Genomic DNA, 20,034 nt, shown 5'->3' with positions numbered 1-20,034 from the left:
AAAAAATGAAATTAATTAAATTAGAAGCACATGGTTTTAAATCGTTTGCTGATCCAGTTGTCTTACGTTTTAATGGTGGAGTAGCTGGTATCGTTGGGCCAAATGGCTCAGGTAAAAGTAACATTAATGATGCTATTAGATGAGTTTTAGGTGAACAAAGTTCAAAAGAATTACGTGGTGATTCTATGGAAGATGTTATTTTCGCAGGTTCAAAAACTGTTCAACCTATGAATAGAGCACAAGTAACTTTAACATTTGATAATAGAGATAGATTGAGTTCTATTGATGCAGATTACATTTCTATTTCACGTGTACTAGAGCGTGGAAAAGGTATAAATGATTACTTTATTAATGGAGAAAAATCAAGACACAAAGATATAAAAACCATTGCTATGGAAACTGGTATTGGTAAAAGTTCTTTAGCTATAATTTCTCAAGGGACTGTTTCTGATATCGCTCAATCTTCGGATGAAGATAGAAGAATGATTTTTGAAGAGGCTGCAGGAGTTTCAAAATATAAATTTAGAAAACTGGAAGCTACAAGAAAATTAGATTCAGCTGAACAAACATTAAAAATTGTTGATGCAAAAATTACTGAATTAGAAAAAAGACTTGAAGTACTAAAAAAACAAGCCGAAAAAGCTTACAAATACAAAGAAAAAAGTGAAATGTTAAAAAGCATAGAAGTTGGATATCTTGTTTATAACATTGATAAAAATTCAGAGTTAGAAGAAAAGCTTTCAAAAGAACTTGAAGGTGTTAATGAAACTGAAGAATCATATAAAAAAGATATACAAACAATTGAATCTCATATAGATAACAAGTTAGAATTATTGAAGGAAGTTAATAAGTCAATCGCAGAAAATAGCGGTAAGAAAACAACTCTTGAAGTAAGGATTAATTCACTTGAAAAAGCGATTGCAGAATTAAGAATAAGAAGAAGCATAACTGCTGAGGGTGGTGGTTCTATCAGCAATGAAGAAAGAATGAAGGCCATTATTTCAGAAGTGAATAGTTTAGAAATTACTTTAAAACAATTAAAATCTTCATATGATGAGTTATTTAAAAATAAGCATGAATCACAAGAAAAAATCAATACAATTACAAATGATATAAATTCTTTAAATATCAAATTACAACAAGTTAATGACGATGAAAGTCAAGCAAAAATTCAATTAAATATTCTTTCAGATCTTAAAAGAAATAGAACTAATTTATTTCTTGGTACAAAAACAATTTTAGATAATAAAACAATTTTTAAAGGATTTAAAGGAATTGTTGCAGATTTAATTAAAACTCCTAATGAGTACTTAGTAGCACTAGAAACAATTCTTAAAAACGCTGCACAGCATATTGTTGTCGATCATTCTGATACAGCTGTTAAGGCGATTAATTTCCTTAAAAAGAATAATGGTGGTAGAGCTACATTTATACCTTTATCAACAATACAAGCAAAATTTGTTCGCGACGATTATTTATTTGCTATTAGAAATCACCCTGGTTTTGTGGGTATCGCTAGCGAATTAGTAAGTGTAGAAGATGATTTTAGAAAATTAAGCGAATTTTTATTAGGTAATGTTATTGTTGTTTCAGATATAAAAACAGCAAATGAAATTTCAACAATTATGGAGAAAAAATACATGGTTGTAACATTGGAAGGTGATATTATAAGAGTTGGTGGTGTTATGGTTGGTGGTACTGCTGAATCATCAGAAAATGTTTTAGGTATGGATGACAAAATTGAGAAACTTAAAAAACTTTTACCAGGTTTTGCTGCAATAAAAGAAAAATTAAGATCTCAAGTTGAAATTAAAAAAGATGAATTAAGAAAAGAAGAAAATTCACAGAAACATATTGAAGTACAATTAGGATCATTAAATGCAACAATAGCTTCTGAAGAAAAAAGATCAAATGAATTAAAAGCAAATATCACTGTAAATAATTTAGAAAATAATTCAGATGAATTTAAAAATTTGAACGATGCCGAGTTGCAGATTTCAGAATTAAATAAAGAGCTATCTATTTTAGTTTTCAATATTAATACAGCAATCGATGAGAAAAATTCTTTAGAAGCTGATATTGAATCACTTAGAAAGAAAAATATCGAAAATAATAAGATGTTAAATAGTTTATTGTCATCATTCAAAGAAAAAAATACTATTTTAACAAAAGCGCTAAGTGAATTAGAATTAGATAGAGAAAGACTAAATGCTCATTATGGAATGACATTAGAATATGCTAAAGAGAATTTTAAATTAGAAATGTCTCCACAATTAGCTGCTGAGAACGTTAGAGATCTAAGAATAGAAATTTCAGAACTAGGTAATGTTAATATTGATTCTATAGAAGAATATGAGGAAGTATTAGCAAGATATACTGAAGACGTTTCTAACCGTGATGAAGTTATTGAAGCAAAAAATATATGTATAGCAGCTATCAATGAAATGGATAAAAAAATAGTAACTCGTTTATCTAATATTGTTAACGATGTTAATCAAGAAATGCACAAAGTCTTTTCATCAATGTTTGGTGGTGGTACTGCTAAAGTGGAATTTGTGGATCCAAATAATATTCTAGAAAGCGGAATTAGCATATATGCCCAACCTCCAGGGAAAACAGTTAAAAACTTAAAACTATTTTCAGGTGGTGAAAAAGCATTAATAGCAATTTCATTATTATTCGCTATCTTAAGAGCTAGACCACTTCCTTTATGTATTCTTGATGAGGTTGAAGCAGCTTTAGATGAGGCAAATGTAGTTAGATATGCTGAATACCTTCAAGAACTTAAGGAAAAAACACAATTTTTAGTAATTACACACAGAACAGGAACAATGACGAGAGTTGACGCATTATTTGGTGCTACAATGCAAAAACGTGGAGTTACAAATTTCTTTAGTGTTGAATTAGAAGAAGCAAAAAAACTTATTGAACAAGATTAAAAATAGACAAAATGTCTATTTTTTTATTAATAAGCGAGCAAATTATAATATAATTATTTTTATGGACAGGGGTACTATTTTAATGACTTAAAATAGTTGAGAAATACTCTTAGCAGCTGATCTAGGTAATGCTAGCGTAGCGAGTCTTTTTTTCTCCAACTTTTGTCCGAACAAAGGAGAAATATGTTAAAAAAAATTTTAAAAGGAATGTTGTTAGTTTCAAGTGCATCAATGGCAACTATAGCAACAATTTCATGTTCAAATAAAGAACAAAAAAATATTATTAAAGTCAAATTAAGTAATAACTTAAAAGAAAATCAAATTCCAGTCTTTGAGGATAAAATCAACACCCTAATTAGAAAAAAGGGAGGTGATTTTGTAATAAAATTAACTGTAGAAGGCGATAATGACAGTTATGAAAGAAATGTTTCAGATTTACTTTCAGGCAAACAGGACTTAGTATTTACTTCTTCAGGAAAAATTCTTTCAAAAAAAGAGGAACTAAAAAGAGGAAATATATCATTAGGTATTCAAACTTTAACGAAAATGTTTAAAGGAACAAATGATAATACCGAAAAATACATTCATGGTTTAGAAAGTGATCCATTAAGAATTATTGCAAAGAAAGAACAAAAATTATTTGACCGTATTCCTCGTGATAAATGAAACGATAAAGAAAAAGGTAATTCATATAGCGATAGTGAGTACATATATAAGGATTTTTACACTGATAAATTAACAGAATTTTATAGAGGAATTATTTTTATAATCGCAAATGATGAAGATACCGAAAATATAATTAAAGCTTGAGAATCAAAAGATTTAGAAAAGTTTTTAAGTTATGGGTATGTCCATAGTTTAGATAAAGAATCAGGAAGTAAATATATCTTGCCTCAAGCTTTGTTGAAAAAGCATTTTGGAAATAAATTTGTGTCATTTTTAGATTTAATCGACAAGGAAAAAAGTCCATTTAAAGGCGATAAAAAACCTATAAAAAACAATAAAGTCAATTTAAAAGATAAAAAAATATTTTTTGATGCAGAAGGACTTTATTCTTGAACTAAATTTAAAGATATTGTAAATGACCCATTCTCAATAAGCACTGAAAGACCAGGTCAAAAATTTACTTTCTTAACCGTTACAGATGTCTTACCATATAATATTGGTTTGTACAATTCTAAAATTAGTAAAGAAAATATAAAAATATTTTCTGAGTCATTAAATGATTTAGCTAAAAACAAGGAAGATTTATGAGGCCCAGCGGCAGGGTTTCATGGTTATAAATTTATAGAGGATGAAGACAAAATTTTTGAAATAATTGAAAATACATTAGGATAATATGGAATTAAAAGGCGTAACAATAGGGTATTCTGATAAAAATATTGCAGAATCAATAAATATTAAATTTAACAAAAATGAACTTTCAGGTTTAATAGGGAGAAGTGGGTGTGGAAAATCAACACTATTAAAGTCTTTTTTTGATTTTTCGATTATAAAAAAAGGAGACTTTCTTTATAACGGGAAAGATATTTCTAAATTTACTAAAAACGAGACTAAGAAATACAAAAATAAGATTTTTTATTTAAGACCAGAAAATAATCTAGTTGAATTTTTAGATTTTTATCAAAATGTTTTAAATAATTTTAATAACTACAAAAATTGCATTTATAAATTTTTTAAAATTTTAACTAAAGAGCAAAAACAAGAACTTTTTAATATTCTAAAGGAACTTGAAGTAGAAGATTTAGCTTTTGAAAAAGTTTCTAATTTATCATCTGGTCAAAAACAAAGATTAAGTATTGCTCAAATGCTTTTTAATAGACCTGAGATAATACTTGCTGATGAACCTACTAGTAATTTAGATATTGTTAATACAAAATTAATATTTGATATCTTAAATAGATACAAAATTGATGCTTATATAATAATCGCAATTCATGACTTAACATCTGCAACTTCTAAATTTGACAGATTATTTGCATTTCAACCAAGCACTACAGAAATTATTGAAGTAGATTGTAATGATTTTGATATTGAGAAATTAGGTAAGTATTATTATGAGTAATCAAAATAGTTTTTCAAAAAAAATAAGAAAGAAAAATTTTAAAAAAATATTTTTGTTTTCTGTTTCATTAATTATTTTGCTTTTCTTTATGATTGAATTAGATTTTTTTAGTCCCATTTATTTATCAGGGTTAAGGAGATTTGGTTTCTATATATCTGACTTATTTAAATTTAAAAGTGAGCATCCTGATTTACCTGGAAGATCACTTTGGTTATGGAACTTGAAGTATTTATGAATAACACTGAAATCAGTTACCGGTGGAACTGTTTTAGGCATAATTTTAGCTTTTTTCACCTCTTATTTTTCATCAACAAATATTCATTTAGGTAGAAAAAGAACTTATGTAATTAAATTTATACTGGTGTTTTTTAGGGCTTTTCCTATCGTTATGTTTATACTTTTATTTAAAGCAATTTTTTCAGCTTTTTTAGCAGCTTTTGCAATATTCTTTTGGAGTACATGATTATGAATGCATAAGTACTTTATGGAAATAATTGAGAGTAGTAATACTAAATATTTTTGAATAGATGTTAACTTAGGAAAAGGGAAATTTAAGAGTTTTTATAAAAATATTTTATTAGTAAACAAAAATAGATATGCAATGAACTCACTTTTATCTTATGAATCAAATGTACGTTGAAGCTCCGTTTTAGGTACTATAGGAATTATTGGTATAGGTTTTATTATTGATTATAATAGAAATGATTTTGTTTATCTAGGTATAAGTTTGTTTTATATATTTTTAGTTGTATTCTCGATAGAAATATTTATGTTTCTTTATAATAAATACTTAAAAGAATTTATATACAAGAAAACCAAGAATATTAATTACAATAGGACTTTTATTTACAATAGAAATAGAATTATTTTGATTATAATAAAAACAATAATAACAATTGTATTTATACTAAGTTTAGTTGATTTACTAAAAGAAACTATTAATATAAGATTATTAAAAAATTATACCCAAAACTTTTTTATATTTGACTTTACAGATATAAGCCAAGATCCTATGTTTTATTACCGTGATTATCTTGTTATTTTTATGAAGACATATGTAAGTTTATACTTTGCAACTTTTTTTTCAATACTATATGCATTTTTAATGAGTGAAAAAGTTTCTAAATCATTTATTGCAATATTTTTTAAAGGTTTATTAGTTATTATTAAATCGATACCAGTTTCAGTTTACTTTTTATTATTTAATACTTTCTTAGAAGGGATAACTGCTATAACTATTGTTTTATTTTTGGCTGCTTTTAGATCTTTGGCAAAGCATATTAACAGTAAAATTAATTCATATTCTGATAGTGAGTTGAAATTATATATTTCGTTAGGATTAACAAAGTGGCAGATATACAAAAAAAGAATTCTTCCAGAAGCATTAAAAGATATTTTGTCTTTGGTAGTTTTTGAGTTTGAAAATACATCTAGAAACGGTGTATCATATGGTGTTTTCGCAACCATAACAATAACGAGTAAAATATCATTCTATCAAGATAGAGGTTTATATAACAGAATTTTCCCATTGTTACTTCCAATTTTCTTGTTTTTTATAGTTTTAGAAATAACTTATTGAGCTATAAAAAATAGAGACAAGTTATGAAAATTCAAGAATAACTTGTTGAAAAAAGAGTTTTTAAGAAAAAACAACCTATAATAGACTTTTTAGTCTAATAAGGTTGTTTTTTTAAAATTTGTTCTTTGGTAAATAAATATAACCATTAATACTTGTAACGTCTGATACAGAAATGAAAGCTTCTGGATCTATTTTTCTTACATCTTTAATTACTCTATCAACTTGTCTAAATAATGTAATTGTTGTAATTACATTTAATTTTTCTTTAGAATACCCACCATGAGCATGGAACTCTGTTAGACCTGTAACGATTTTTTTGTCGTGAGTAATAATTTCCGAAATTTCGCTAGACTTGTTTAGTGAAAAAATTTCTACTCTCACTAGTTTGAATTTAGGATAAAGTTTATTTAAAGCTATTATATATACTACATTTGTTAAAACAGTTGCTATAAAATTAGGCGATAAGTATAACTCAAATGATCAAGCTTTTTTTGTTATTTCTAATAACTCTTTATTTGCAGGATTATTAATATCAATATTTTTACCTGCTTCAGAAAGCAATAATGAACCTGGTAACCAAGATCCTACAGCAACACCTATAAGAACAATTATTATATTCATATAACCAGAGATAGAACCAAATGATTTTTGTTTTTCATTTGCATACCATTCCCCTATTATACCTGTAACTCCAGCTGTTCCCCCTATAATTTGTATGATAGCAAAAATTCATGCTAATAAATATCCATAAACAATTGCATATACAAATAATGCAATTATATTACCACCATCTTTTCATAATAATGGAATAATAGAACTCAGTTTTTGTTTAAACTCTGGTAAAACATTTTTAACATCACTATTTGAAAAATTACCAATAAGATAAACATCATTTGCTCCAGGGATTAAACCTATTGAAAATGAAATAACAGATGATACAACTAAGAATAAAACTGTTAAATTACTAAAAGTTTTACCTATTTTCTTATAACCGAAAATAAAAATAGGAATACTTAAAATTATATAAGCGATTCAAAATATAAATTGCTCAATTAAATTTCTTAATATTGGATCAATTTGTCCTTCTTTGAATAACACAACTACCAAACGGGCAAGTGCTTGTCCAAAGGCAGCAAGCCCGAAATTATATATACCAACATTTTTAACAAAAAATACACTAATAACACCAAAGAAAATAGCAGTAATAACAGTAATTAATACTAATTTTCACGCTGGCATTTGAGAATAAAGAGAACTTAATTTAAGTCCAAAATTTGACATCTTAGTTCTATGATAAATAGTATTTTTCTTAACAAGTTTATGTGAAAAAACCCCTTCACCCATAATAGCTTCTTCAATTTCACAATTTTTTGTTGTCTTAATAGAATTATTTAAAAAAGAACTTTTTTCATTTTCTTCATAACCATGGTCTTTGTTTAAATTTTCATTTTCCATATTTGCAATCAACCTCCTTTGATATAAAAAAATAAAAAGATACACAATAATTGTTGTAATTATTTGTTCTTCTTATTATTATTCTATAATATTTTTGTTAAAAAGTTTAATAAAAAAAATTTTTTGTGAAAATTTTTCATATTTTGATCATTTTTAAAATGAAATGGTGCACCTTACAGGGATCGAACCTGCGACCTGTTGATTACGAGTCAACTGCTCTACCTACTGAGCTAAAGGTGCTTTAAATACTTTTAAAATAAAAGCAAACCAATTATAGTTTGCTCGGCCACAAAGTGAAATGGTACATTGTACAGGGATCGAACCTGCGACCCGCTGGTTAAGAGCCAGCTGCTCTACCTACTGAGCTAACAATGCACATTAATTATACAACTTTTAGGTTAAATTCAAAACTTAGTAATAAATGATTTGATACAAGAAAATTTAATATTTTTTTAAAAATTTATATCTTTTTTAGATTTATACAATTATCTTAATCATACCATTTTTGGTATTTTTTTCATTTAGTAATATAATTTAAATATATAAAAAATATATTAGGAGATGAAATGCAAAAAATTAAAAGTAAACTTTTAATAATTTTTACCGCTTCCTTATTAAATATCGGATTAGTTTCTTGTGTTGGTACACAAGTAAACAAATCTAGTGATAACACATTAAAAAATGGCGAAATTAATAAAAAGGAAGAAAAACCAAAAGATTCTAGCCCAATCTCTAAAAATAAAGGAAATCCAAAAAATGAGTTTGGTAAATCTACGCCTAAGACAGATTTGAAAAAAAGTAGTGTTGAACAAGAATTAAGAAGTAACAATGAACTACTTGCTGCTCAAGAGAAATTTAATTATATAAAAAGTAGAATTATTTATTTTGAAGAAAAAAGAATTAGCATACCTTACATATTTTATTTCCAAGAAGATTCTGAACCAAATGGTATGCCATCATTCCTTGTTGAAGGAGCGCCAAAACTAGATAAAATAAATTCATATATATCTAAAATAAATGTTGTAACTAAAGAAAACTACAAAAGCACTTACTTTGAAAGTTTAGTAAATTTATTTGACGATGTGGATAAAAAAGTTAAGAATTATGATGACTCTAATGAAAAACCAACAGTAATTTTTGAATCAGTTCCAGATTCATTGACTATAAAAAATGAACTTATTAAAGAAATAGAGTCTTTAAAAAATAGACAATATTTTATGGAAAAATATAACACAAAAGAAAATGCTATAAAAATTGAAGAAGCTTATAAGATTTATTGAGATATCCTTACTAAGGAATATTACAAATACCCATATCTTTCGGTAGGGTCAGCTGCAACCGTGAATTTTAGCACAAAAAACAATAACCTTTTCACTTTTTCTGCATCATCAAATAAGTTAACTCATGAATCAAAGAAGTCAATGGCAAACTATGTGGATGAAGCAATATTGTTATTGAGTGAAGGGATGAGCGTGTATGATAAAGTTTTTGTGTTAACAAGATTTGTAGATGATAAACTTAATTACATGTTTAAATCAGAAGGTTTAAATGATGCATACACAAAGTTTTGAGGTGTTTGCAAAGAGTATGTAGAACAAGCTGCGATATTATATTCAATTGCAGGATTAGAATTTAGAATAATAACTGGTGAACAACATATTTGATTTACATTCAAAAATGAAGATGGCAAATGATTTATTGTTGACCCAACACACTTAGATCCCGGAAAAGTTGATGTCGATTATCCACCTGTTTTTCAAGGTAGTGCAAAATTAATTTCTAATTTTAAAACAATGTTTAAATACGAAAAGCATTTAAATTGGGACACAAACATTAATGGTTTGGACGCAAGTTTATTAAATGAAGTCAATAATAATATTTCAAAAGAAGAAAGCGAATCTATTTTTAACAATTTTATAGATCCTCAAAGTGAGTCAGACTATCATTTTTATAAAGGCCATGCTTACTTTGTTAAAAACGGAAAACTTGTTTCGTTAGAAACGAAGAATAAGGCGAGAGAATTAAAAGAAATAACCTTTTCAGGTTTAGAGAACGATAATTTAGAGAATCTCCTAATAAGTTATAAGAATGTTATTTTTATCATAAAGAATTCAAATAGTAAACAAAAAATTTATTCATATAACTTAGAAGATAAAACGGTTAAACTTATTCAAGATTTACCTACAAAAATTAATGATTTAGAATACTTATTTAAAGATGGAAAAATTAAAGTTACAACTAAAAATGATTTTTCATTCGAATTAGACGTCCCAAATGATGCTGATGTTAATTCAAATTATTCACTTAAACTAAAATTAAAATCATTATATGTTAAATTTGGATTATTCTTTACAGAAAATGATTCTAACTATCAATCCTTAAAAGAAAAGTTAGGTTCTCTTGAGTCACAAGAAGAGTTAAACACAAGTGAAAATATTAATTTACTATCAGAAATTGAAAGATTAATAAAGGAAAAAACAAGTTAAAAAAGAAAAAAACATATTCTTTTTCGAATATGTTTTTTTGTAAAAAAAATATAAAAAAAGTTTGATATAAACCAAACTTAAATTTTGGTGGAGATAACGGGAGTCGAACCCGTGTCCACATGTAAAATCACTTAACACTTCTACAGTTTATGTTATTTTGATAATAATATTAGCTAAAAATAACAAAAACAACTAATATTATTTTGCTAATTTCATTATTAAGTCGCAAATTTAATAACTATCCTTAAAAACCTGTTTTTATACCTAAGGAATGTAATAAAAACAACTTGTTGCTAATTAATTATGCAAATGCAAGATTTGAGTTTTGTGCATACATAAATGATGCAAATTTATTTGATTTTCCGTTTAAGAAAGCCTAGTAGAAATTATAGTCTTCCACACTACTGCCATGTTTAGCATCCTACACATGTCGAAACCATTATATCCCCTAATATGTTGCTAAAGTTTTTATAATTTTTTTTCTAACTTCTTCTTTAGCTATTTTTTCTCTTTTATCATATTTTTTCAATCCTTTAGCTAAAGCAATTTCTACTTTAATAAAGGATTTGTTATTAAAATATATTTTTAAAGGGATTAGAGTCAATTGTTGTGCTTCTAATTTGAATTTTAACTTACGAATTTCATTTTTATTCATTAAAAGTTTTCTATCTCTTGTTTCATCACCTTTAACATTCATATACTGTTTAAAAAAAGATTCCTTTAATCACAATTCATTTTTGTATATAGAACAAAAAGCATTTGTTAATGAAACGCCAGAAGATCTAGAACTTTTTACTTCTCAACCTTCCAATGATATTCCGGCTTCATATTTTTCGAGTACCTCATAATCTTTATGGGCAATTTTATTATTAGAAATGATCTTCATAAGCAATATAATTTTACTATAATTTTCCCTTTAAAAATTTAATCTTACTTAAAATTATTTAAAAAAACACTTTTAAAGCTTGTGTCAAGTATTAAAAGTAAAAAACAAGTTTTTTTATGAATTTTTATAATAATTATATGAAAAAAATACCAAGAAAATACTTTTACGTCTATATATAGGTACTTTTAGAACAATTTTAAATATTTTATAAATATTTTTTTATCTATATAATATTTACAAGTTATATAGAAATGATAACATATTAAAACAAAACATTAAAAAAGGAAAAATATGAAACGTATATTTTGTGAATACAAACCAAGCTTAAACAAGGAATTTCCTTGAGCTTTAAAACACCCAAAAGTTTCTTCAGCATTAGCGATATTTAAAACACGTAAAGATGCTTTAAACTGATTTTTATCATTAGGATACGAATGTTGAACACAATTTCAAACAAGTAAAAGAATTTGAGGTGGTCACATTTTATCTATACAAAACGAAAAAATGGTTTTCGAGCACGAAATCGATGTTGAAAAATACGATGGTAAATTAGTTTATTCAGATGTTGCTGAAGAAATTTTTATGTCAACAAAAACAAATCTTGTAGACGATAAGGCTTCATCTAAATTTGTAAATAATTTAAGAGAGAATGTTGATTTTAAAATATTAAAAGACCACAAAACATACTTCCCTGCTAATGATGACTTTATTCCACCAGTTAGAAAATCTGCAAAAGATATTCAAATTGAAAAATTAACACAAGAAATTAGTGAATTAGACGAACTTCTTAAAGATTCAAGCGGAAAGTACTCAAAAGAAATTGAAGAACTAAAATTGAAACTTCAAGATAGTAATGCTGATAAAGAAGCTCTACTTAAAGAAATTGAGTCATTAAGAAAGAAAATTGTTTCTGAATCTATCGAACAATCAAAAGAAGCAGAAAAAGTTGAAGTCGTTAAAGAAGTTGAAGTTGTTAAAGAAGTAGTTAGAGAAGTACCTGTTTATATTGAAAAAGAAGTAATTAAAGAAGTAATTAAAGAAGTTTATGTAGAAAGCAAAGATAAAAAAGAAGTAATTGTAGCTAAAGAAGAAACTGTAAAATATGAATTTTTTGATAAATTAAATACTAATACAAAATTAGAAGCTTTAGCTATTTATGCAAAACAATTAGAGCTTATTGCTTCAAAATATGATAAAGAAGTGATTACATCTGAGAAAGATTTTAATGAGATTAAAGTTGAGTTAGAAAGAGTATTAAAGGCCGAGAAAGACTTATCTCTTGAATTAAAAAACAATGATGAACGTCACTTACTTAAATTAGTAGCTAAATCATTATCACAGTCAGTTAATAAATTATCTAAATCTATTAAAGGTTCATCAGAAGTTGAATATGTTCCTTCAAAATTTGTTTACTACGAATTAAATGAAAAAGAAAATTTAAGATTAGCTCAAGTACTATCATTTGTTTCATACGAAAATAAACACATAGGATTCGTAAAAGAAAATGATTATAAATATGCGATTTTTGCTTCTCCTTCAAGAAGTAATTCACATTTCTTAGTTTTTGAAGGTTTAGAAAATAAAGCTATTTCAACAACAAAAACAGAAGTTGTTGTTGAAAAAGATGTTAAAGCATCATGAGCATACACATTCTGAGCAATAATTTTATACGGATTAGCTTATGTAATATTATTAGCTTTAGTAATAATATTAGCAATAGCATACTTCGGGGGATTATAGTATTATTAAAAAATCAAGCTTTGTGCTTGATTTTTTAATAATCTTATAAATCAATATTTTTAACGTATTTAGCGTTGTTTGAAATAAATTCTTTTCTTGGTTCAACGTTATCACCCATCAATGTTTCGAATATTCTATCTGCCCTGTATGCATCTTCTATTTGAACCTGTAACATTTTTCTTTTTTCAGGCATCATAGTTGTTTCTTTTAATTGTTGTGCATCCATTTCACCAAGCCCTTTATAACGTTGTATTGTTATTTTTGTATTAGGATTTAGGTTTGATAATATTTCATCTTTTTCTTTTTCATTGAATGCATATAAAACATTTTTGTTTTGTTGAATTTTATAAAGCGGAGGTTGGGCAATATAAATAAATCCATACTCTATTAATGGTTTAAAATATCTATAAAAGAACGTTAATAAAAGAGTTCTAATGTGTGCTCCATCAACGTCAGCATCAGTCATTATAATAATTTTATGATATCTTAATTTATTAATATTGAATGACTCTTCTAAACCAGCACCCATAGCGTTAATTAGAGACATTATTTCTTCATTCATAAAGATCTTATCACGTTTTGCTTTTTCGGTATTTAAAATTTTTCCTTTTAAAGGCAAAATAGCTTGAAAGACTTTATCTCTCCCCATTTTAGCTGAACCACCAGCTGATTGCCCTTCAACTATAAATAACTCACAAATTTCAGCATTTTTTGATGAACAAGGAGCTAATTTTCCGGGCATTGATCCACTTTCAAAAGGTAGTTTCTTGCGTTCATTATCTCTTGCTGCGTTTGATGCTATTCTACTTCTTCTTGCTGAAATAGCTTTTTCTATAATCTTTTTAGCTACTTCAGGGTTTTCGTTAAGAAATCTTTCAAATATTTCTGAATAAACTTCATTAACAGCCTTTCTTGCGTCTTTAGAACCTAATTTTCCTTTTGTTTGTCCTTCAAATTGTGGTTCAGGGTGTTTAATAGAAATAACAGCAACTAAACCCTCAATTAAGTCATCTCTAGTGAATTTATCATTTTCATTTTTTATAAAACTTTTTTCAATTGCATAATTATTAACTAAACGCATTATTGCGTCATAAAATCCAGTTAGGTGTGTTCCACCTTCATGTGTCGATATGTTGTTTGTGTAAGTGATTAAGTTCGATCTATAAAAGTCATTTAGATACTGTGCTGCGACTTCAACACCAATAACAACATCTTTCCCTGTTATGTCATGCTTGTAAGAGTAATTTCCACTTGCATAAATAATGTTATTGATTGGTAAAGATCCTTTATTCAATTCTGTTACATAGTCTACAATACCATTTTCGTATTTAAATTCACTATATGTATTATCTCTTAAGTCTCTTACGCTAACAAATAAACCTTTGTTAAGGTAAGCTATTTGTTTAGCATGGTCGGCAATTAATTCCTTATCAAACGGCATTTTTTCCATTATTGTATAATCTGGTAAAAATTGAATTTTTGTACCTGATCCACCCTCTGTGTATGATCCTATAATTTCCGTTGATTTTAATGTTTTACCACCGTTATGGAATTCAGCGTGATAAATATTACCATCTCTTTTTACTCAAGCTTTCATTGATTGGCTTAAAGCGTTTACAACACTAGCACCAACCCCGTGTAAACCACCACTAACTTTATAAGCATCGGATTCAAATTTACCACCTGCATTTAATTTAGTTAATACAACTTCAAGTGCACTAATACCAAATTTAGCGTGTGTTCCAACAGGAATACCTCTACCATTATCTTCTACAATGATTTCATTATTTTCTGTTATTGTTATTTCTATTTTATTTGCAAAACCTGCCATTGCTTCATCCACTGAGTTATCCACAATTTCTCAGACCATGTGATGCAATCCTGATTTTGATGTAGAACCAATGTACATTCCAGGACGTTTTCTAACGTGTTCTAATCCTTCTAAAAAAGTAATATTAGATGCATCATAGCTGTGTTGTTTTTCTGACATTTCCCCTCCAAAATACTATTTACATATTACTATGTAATATGTATAAATTATATCATATATAAGTATTTACTGGACATATTCTTAAAGTTTTTTAAAGAAAATTAAATTTTCGGAATACTTTCAAAATCCTTTATTTAGAACTTTTGCAACTCTTTCATTTTCTATTAATTTTTTATAAAAATTAAATTGATAATCAGTTGTTGTATAGTATGGCTTCTTTGGGTTTTCACCTTGGATAAAGGCTACTCTTGCAAGTCCTTCTTTGATCATTTTTATATTTAAGGATTCTTTAAAACTTTTATCAGTAAATAAAATTGATACTGATCGTCTATATTTGTCATAAGTAATTTTTTTGACATAAAGTTTAAAATTTGCTTCTTTAATTTTATTTAAAAGATATTTTTTAGAAATTTGTGCATAAAAATTTTCTTTTGGTGCCAATGAATCCTCATTATATCTTTCCTTTAATGTTTCAGGAGCATCAATTCCATAAAGCCTAATTATTTCAAGATTATTATCTTTATTTAAAACTTTAATTGTATCACCATCAATTACCTTTATAACTTTAATTAAACTTATATTATTAGAATTTAAATATGAACATGAAGTATTTAAGAATATTATTGTTACAAAAAAGCAAAAACTCAATATTTTTTTAAAATTTAACATCATAATATTGATATTTTTTTCTGAAAAAAGCACAAAAAAAGCACAATAGTGCTTATTATGCTTTATTATTTGAACCAAATTCATGAATTTTTTCTTTAACTGTTTCGCACATAGCTTCAAAACCTGGTTTATATAATTTACGAGGGTCAAAGTTTTTTCCTTCTAAGTCTTTACCACTTATTATGAATTCTCTAAGAGCCTTGTGGTTTGATTGTTGTAATTCTGTATTAACGTTAATTTTAGTTACACCAAGACTAATAGCTTTTTTAATTTGTTCTGTAGGAATTCCGCTTCCACCATGTAAAACAATTCCAATTCCGGCAGCTGCTGAAATTTCTTGTAATTTTTCAAAATTTAATGATTTTCAACTAGCTGGGTATGGGCCGTGAATATTTCCAATTCCTGCTGCAAGAACATCGATTCCTAAACTTGCAATTTTCTTAGCTTCTTCAGGGTCAGCGAATTCCCCATTGCCAACGATACCATCTTCTTCACCACCGATTGTACCAACTTCAGCTTCAAATGACATGTTCTTTGCGTTTGCTAATTCTACTAATTCTCTTGTTTTTGTGTAATTTTCTTCGAAAGGAAAATGTGAACCGTCAAACATTAATGATGTATAACCATCTGTTTCAATTGCTTTTTTAGCCCCTTCGTATGAACCGTGGTCAAGGTGAAGCGCAACTGGTACAGTAATATTTAAGTCGTTTATTAAACCTAAAACCATACCACTAACAACATTGAATCCTCCCATATATTTAATTGCACCTTCACTAGTTGCAATAATAATTGGTGATTTTTCTTTTTCTGCTGTTAATAATGCAGCTTTTGCTCATTCTAAGTTATTGATATTAATGTGAGGAACAGCGTATTTTCCTGCTTTTGCTTTTTTTAATATTTCTTTTGCGTTTACTAATGCCATATCTATCTCCTAATTTTTATATTTAGAACTTCAAGTTCCGTCTTCGTTTCTAAAAAACTTTTTATCAACAGTTAATAGACGGTAAAGTTCTCCCATTCTTTTTTCTCTAATTTTTTCATAAGATTCATCTTCACCAGGGATTAAGAATCTTTTTACTCAAATATCTTTTAATTCATTTTCAACTTTTTGAAAAATTTCATCAAAAGTAAATGACCTATTTGGTTCATTTAAAATAAATTCACTTGCTACTTCTAGCATTGTTGTATTTTTCATTTTAATACCTTCCAAGTACTTTAATTTTTATTAATTATATATTAAAATTAAAAATTTTAATCAATTTTTGCTTATTACATAACTTCTGGCGCACTAACGCCTATTAAATTTAGTCCGATTTTAAATATTGTTTGGACAGCTAATACCATTGCAGAGTAGTATTCTTCGTATTCATGATCTTTTAATTTTGTTTCAGCGTAAAAACTATTGAATAAATTTGAAAGATTTAATAAGTATTGACTTAATAAATTTACCTTAGAAGTTGTTACGATTGATTCTAATAAATTAGGGAATTCATCTAATGATAAAATTACTTTCTTAGCTTTATTAGTTATTTCAAAATTTTCTAAGAGTTTATAAGGTTTTAGGTTTTTTAGTAAGGAAACTGTTCTTGCGTGTGAGTATTGAACATTAAATACTGGATTGCTTGCATCTTTCGAATTGGCATCATCAATATTAAAATCATATTTAGTATTAATTTCACGTGTTAACATCATGAATCTTATTGCATCTGATGAAGTATTATCTAGTAAGTCTGCCAATGTTACGCTTGTACCAGCTCTTTTTGACATTTTAAATTCTTCCCCGTTTTTAATTAATCTAACGAGTTGAATTACAAGAAATTGTAGATTTTTTGAATCATATCCAAGTGATTCAATTGCTATTCTCATTCTATCAATATATCCTGAATGATCTGCTCCTCAAATATTAATTAGCGCATCGCATTTTTGCAGTTTAGTTTCGTGATACGCTATATCAGGCGTTAAATAAGTATAAGCGCCATCACTTTTTACTAGAACTCTATCTTTATCATCCCCGAATTTTGTGGTGTTAAGAAATAGTGCCCCATCCTTAGTGAATGTATGTTTCTTAAGTTTTTCCAACACAGGTTCAATCAAGTTGTTTTCGGTTAATTTTTTTTCGCTTGAGAATGTATCAAACGAAACATTTATTTTTCCTAAATCGTCTTTTATTTTGTTTAGTAATATTTCGGTTGCAACAGTTTTTAGTTCTTCCTTTTTCTCATTAAAGTTTGTTAAAAAGTAGTCTCCGAATTTTTCTTTAATTTTGTTGGCAGCTCAAATGATATCAGTTCCTTTATATGAATCTTCAGGCATTTCTTCATTAATACCAAATAATTCTTTATATCTAATGATTATAGAATCCGCTAATATATTTATTTGATTTCCTGCGTCATTTACATAATATTCAGCTTCAACATTGTATCCTGCATGTCTTAAAATCCTTATTAAAGAATCTCCGAATACAGCACCTCTAACATGTCCAACATGTAAAAAACCAGTAGGATTAGCCGAAACGAATTCAACATTTATTTTTTTGGTTTCAACAAAATTTGAACCATATTCATTCCCTTCGGTAATTATTTGTTTCAGTACATTTGAAAATAAATTATTGTTAATAACAAAATTTAAAAAACCTGGCGCACTAACTGAAATAAATTTGAATGCATCATTTTTTTCTAGTTTTTCTTTTATTTTATTAGCAATATCTATAGGTGAAGATTTTTTGTATTTTTTTAAAATAAAAGCTATATTTGATGAAAAATCAAAATTAATCGCATTTTCGTTTTTATTCTCAGGTATATTTGGTTCAGATAAAAGAAAGTTTAAATCCTTTGTTTCAAAATTATCATCAAAATAATTTTCTTTTTTAATTTCTTCAATTGAATCTATTAATATACTTTTAATTTTTTGTTTTAAGTTCATACCGCTCCTTAAAAATCTTTCTTTATATATAAATTGTATAAAATTAAAAAAATATTTATAATATAAATATGTTAAAAATTTATGTATGTGGGCCAACTGTTTATAATTACGTTCATATTGGTAATTTAAGACCAATAATAACTTATGATTTGATGCTTAAAGCTGCAAGATCCTTAAAAATTGATTTTAAATTCATTCACAATATAACGGATATTGATGATAAGATAATTAATCAAGCAATGCTTGAAAATACTTCTGAGGAGATGATTGCAAAAAAATACTCAGAAGATTATTTTGATCTTTTAAAAAAATTTAATGTAGATACAGTTTCATCATTTGAATTCGTTACTCAAAATTTAAATGAGATGAATTCTTTAGTAAAAAAAATGGTTTTAAATGAAGATGCTTATGTTATTGATGGCAATGTTTGATTTAATATAAATAAAAATAAAAAGAATTATGGTGCTGTATCAGGACAAAATATAGATAGTATGGCATATGAAGATAAGACCTTGAATAAAAAACATCCGGCTGATTTTGCTTTATGAAAAAAAACTGAATTAGGGATTAGATACGATTCTGACTTTGGTTTAGGTAGGCCAGGTTGACACACCGAATGTGTAGCTATGATTTACAAACATTTTGGTAATGAAGGTGTTGATATTCATGGTGGTGGTATGGATCTAACTTTTCCTCATCATGAAAACGAAAACATACAGTTTTATAGTGTTGCAAATAAGAATTTAGCGAAGAAATGAATTAGAACTGGTCAAATTAACTTAAATAACATAAAGATGTCTAAATCATTACAAAATGTTATCTTAGGAAGAGATTTTATAGAGAAATATACGCCAGATTACTTAAAAATGGCTATTCTTTTAAATGGTGTGACATCAATAATTAATATTGATGAAAATTTATTAAATAACATTGAAGTAATTTTTAAAAAAATTAAGAAAATATTTTTCATTAAAGAATTAGAGTTTTTTCAAAATAATGAAATGAATACAGAATTATTTAAGAGTACTATGAATAACATTTATGAACTTAAATTTTCTGACTTTAACAAAAGTATAAACGACTTAATTAAAGAAATTAATCAAAATAAAGATCCTATTTTAGTAAATACTCTAATTAAGATTTTTAACACTTTAGGTTTTGATTTTGATAAGTTTGATTATTTAAAATACATAGGCATTTATAAAGAGTGACAAACTCTTGTCGGCGATAAAAATTATGAAAAAGCCGATTTACTAAGAGCGATTTTACAAAACGAAAAACTATTATAGTGTACAAAAAATAT

At 26.7% G+C, this 20,034-nt stretch carries 14 protein-coding genes, 2 tRNA genes, 1 other RNA gene and 1 riboswitch; of the genes, 7 read left to right on the top strand and 10 right to left on the bottom strand.

Annotated elements, in window-relative coordinates; translation table 4 throughout:
• Window positions 1–5: 5 nt before the first annotated feature.
• The 4 genes from AXW82_RS02030 to AXW82_RS02015 all read left to right on the top strand — a co-directional run bounded on the left by AXW82_RS02030 (window position 6) and on the right by AXW82_RS02015 (window position 6,664).
• Window positions 6–2,939: an AAA family ATPase gene (locus AXW82_RS02030; RefSeq protein WP_004794482.1), complete on the top strand. Its 2,934-nt coding sequence runs from the start codon at window positions 6–8 to the stop codon at window positions 2,937–2,939.
• Window positions 2,940–2,996: 57 nt separating this feature from the next.
• Window positions 2,997–3,099, top strand: a riboswitch (TPP riboswitch).
• Between the two features lie 23 nt (window positions 3,100–3,122).
• Window positions 3,123–4,277 carry an ABC transporter thiamine pyrophosphate-binding lipoprotein p37/Cypl gene (cypl, locus tag AXW82_RS02025; protein ID WP_004794484.1) on the top strand — a complete coding sequence of 385 codons (1,155 nt, stop codon included), beginning with the start codon at window positions 3,123–3,125 and terminating at the stop codon, window positions 4,275–4,277.
• A 1-nt stretch (window position 4,278) separates the two neighbouring features.
• A complete protein-coding gene (locus AXW82_RS02020; protein ID WP_004794486.1) occupies window positions 4,279–5,004 on the top strand; it encodes an ATP-binding cassette domain-containing protein in 726 nt (241 codons plus the stop codon).
• On the top strand, window positions 4,997–6,664 hold the full coding sequence (locus AXW82_RS02015) for a hypothetical protein (protein ID WP_004794489.1): 1,668 nt from the start codon (window positions 4,997–4,999) through the stop codon (window positions 6,662–6,664). Before AXW82_RS02020 ends, AXW82_RS02015 begins: the two co-directional genes overlap by 8 nt.
• 30 nt (window positions 6,665–6,694) lie before the next feature.
• On the opposite strand, the gene AXW82_RS02010 is transcribed toward AXW82_RS02015, so the two are convergent.
• The 3 genes from AXW82_RS02010 to AXW82_RS02000 form a co-directional block, all read right to left on the bottom strand.
• Entirely contained in the window at window positions 6,695–8,038 is a 1,344-nt protein-coding gene (locus AXW82_RS02010) for a DUF2179 domain-containing protein (RefSeq protein ID WP_004794491.1), read from the bottom strand.
• A gap of 164 nt (window positions 8,039–8,202) precedes the next feature.
• Window positions 8,203–8,278, bottom strand: a tRNA-Thr gene (locus tag AXW82_RS02005).
• 59 nt (window positions 8,279–8,337) lie between these two features.
• A tRNA-Lys gene (locus AXW82_RS02000) sits at window positions 8,338–8,413 on the bottom strand.
• Window positions 8,414–8,604: 191 nt separating this feature from the next.
• On the opposite strand from AXW82_RS02000, the gene AXW82_RS01995 reads away from it, so the two are divergent.
• Window positions 8,605–10,524 carry a hypothetical protein gene (locus AXW82_RS01995; protein WP_004794493.1) on the top strand — a complete coding sequence of 640 codons (1,920 nt, stop codon included), beginning with the start codon at window positions 8,605–8,607 and terminating at the stop codon, window positions 10,522–10,524.
• Between the two features lie 85 nt (window positions 10,525–10,609).
• Here the strand turns inward: AXW82_RS01995 and ssrA are convergent.
• Together ssrA and smpB are read right to left on the bottom strand one after the other, a co-directional pair.
• Window positions 10,610–10,973: a transfer-messenger RNA gene (ssrA, locus tag AXW82_RS01990) on the bottom strand.
• Window positions 10,973–11,410, bottom strand: a complete 438-nt coding sequence (gene smpB / locus AXW82_RS01985) for an SsrA-binding protein (RefSeq protein ID WP_004794495.1) — start codon at window positions 11,408–11,410, stop codon at window positions 10,973–10,975. The genes ssrA and smpB overlap by 1 nt, the downstream gene beginning before the upstream one ends.
• Before the next feature lie 291 nt (window positions 11,411–11,701).
• Here smpB and AXW82_RS01980 point away from each other — a divergent pair, with 291 nt between their 5' ends.
• Window positions 11,702–13,150, top strand: a complete 1,449-nt coding sequence (locus tag AXW82_RS01980) for an MAG3090 family protein (RefSeq protein WP_004794497.1) — start codon at window positions 11,702–11,704, stop codon at window positions 13,148–13,150.
• A gap of 43 nt (window positions 13,151–13,193) precedes the next feature.
• Here AXW82_RS01980 and AXW82_RS01975 read toward each other — a convergent pair whose 3' ends face one another.
• The 5 genes from AXW82_RS01975 to argS all read right to left on the bottom strand — a co-directional run bounded on the left by AXW82_RS01975 (window position 13,194) and on the right by argS (window position 18,731).
• On the bottom strand, window positions 13,194–15,140 hold the full coding sequence (locus AXW82_RS01975) for a DNA topoisomerase subunit B (protein WP_004794499.1): 1,947 nt from the start codon (window positions 15,138–15,140) through the stop codon (window positions 13,194–13,196).
• A gap of 81 nt (window positions 15,141–15,221) precedes the next feature.
• On the bottom strand, window positions 15,222–15,809 hold the full coding sequence (locus AXW82_RS01970) for a thermonuclease family protein (RefSeq protein ID WP_044084301.1): 588 nt from the start codon (window positions 15,807–15,809) through the stop codon (window positions 15,222–15,224).
• A 55-nt stretch (window positions 15,810–15,864) separates the two neighbouring features.
• Complete coding sequence (gene fba / locus AXW82_RS01965; RefSeq protein WP_004794503.1) at window positions 15,865–16,731, bottom strand: class II fructose-1,6-bisphosphate aldolase; 867 nt, start codon at window positions 16,729–16,731, stop codon at window positions 15,865–15,867.
• Window positions 16,732–16,740: 9 nt separating this feature from the next.
• Window positions 16,741–17,004, bottom strand: coding sequence for a DNA-directed RNA polymerase subunit delta (gene rpoE, locus AXW82_RS01960; RefSeq protein WP_004794504.1), 264 nt, complete (start codon window positions 17,002–17,004; stop codon window positions 16,741–16,743).
• A gap of 74 nt (window positions 17,005–17,078) precedes the next feature.
• Window positions 17,079–18,731 (bottom strand): arginine--tRNA ligase, encoded by a 1,653-nt coding sequence (gene argS / locus AXW82_RS01955; RefSeq protein WP_004794506.1) that lies wholly within the window; start codon window positions 18,729–18,731, stop codon window positions 17,079–17,081.
• Window positions 18,732–18,799: 68 nt separating this feature from the next.
• Between argS and AXW82_RS01950 the strand changes: the two genes are divergently transcribed.
• A complete protein-coding gene (locus AXW82_RS01950) occupies window positions 18,800–20,020 on the top strand; it encodes a cysteine--tRNA ligase (RefSeq protein ID WP_004794508.1) in 1,221 nt (406 codons plus the stop codon).
• The last annotated feature ends 14 nt before the right edge of the window (window positions 20,021–20,034 follow it).

The organism is Mycoplasmopsis canis PG 14 (assembly GCF_001553195.1).
Lineage (GTDB): Bacteria > Bacillota_I > Bacilli_A > Mycoplasmatales > Metamycoplasmataceae > Mycoplasmopsis > Mycoplasmopsis canis.
This window is presented reverse-complemented; position numbering and strand designations above follow the sequence as displayed.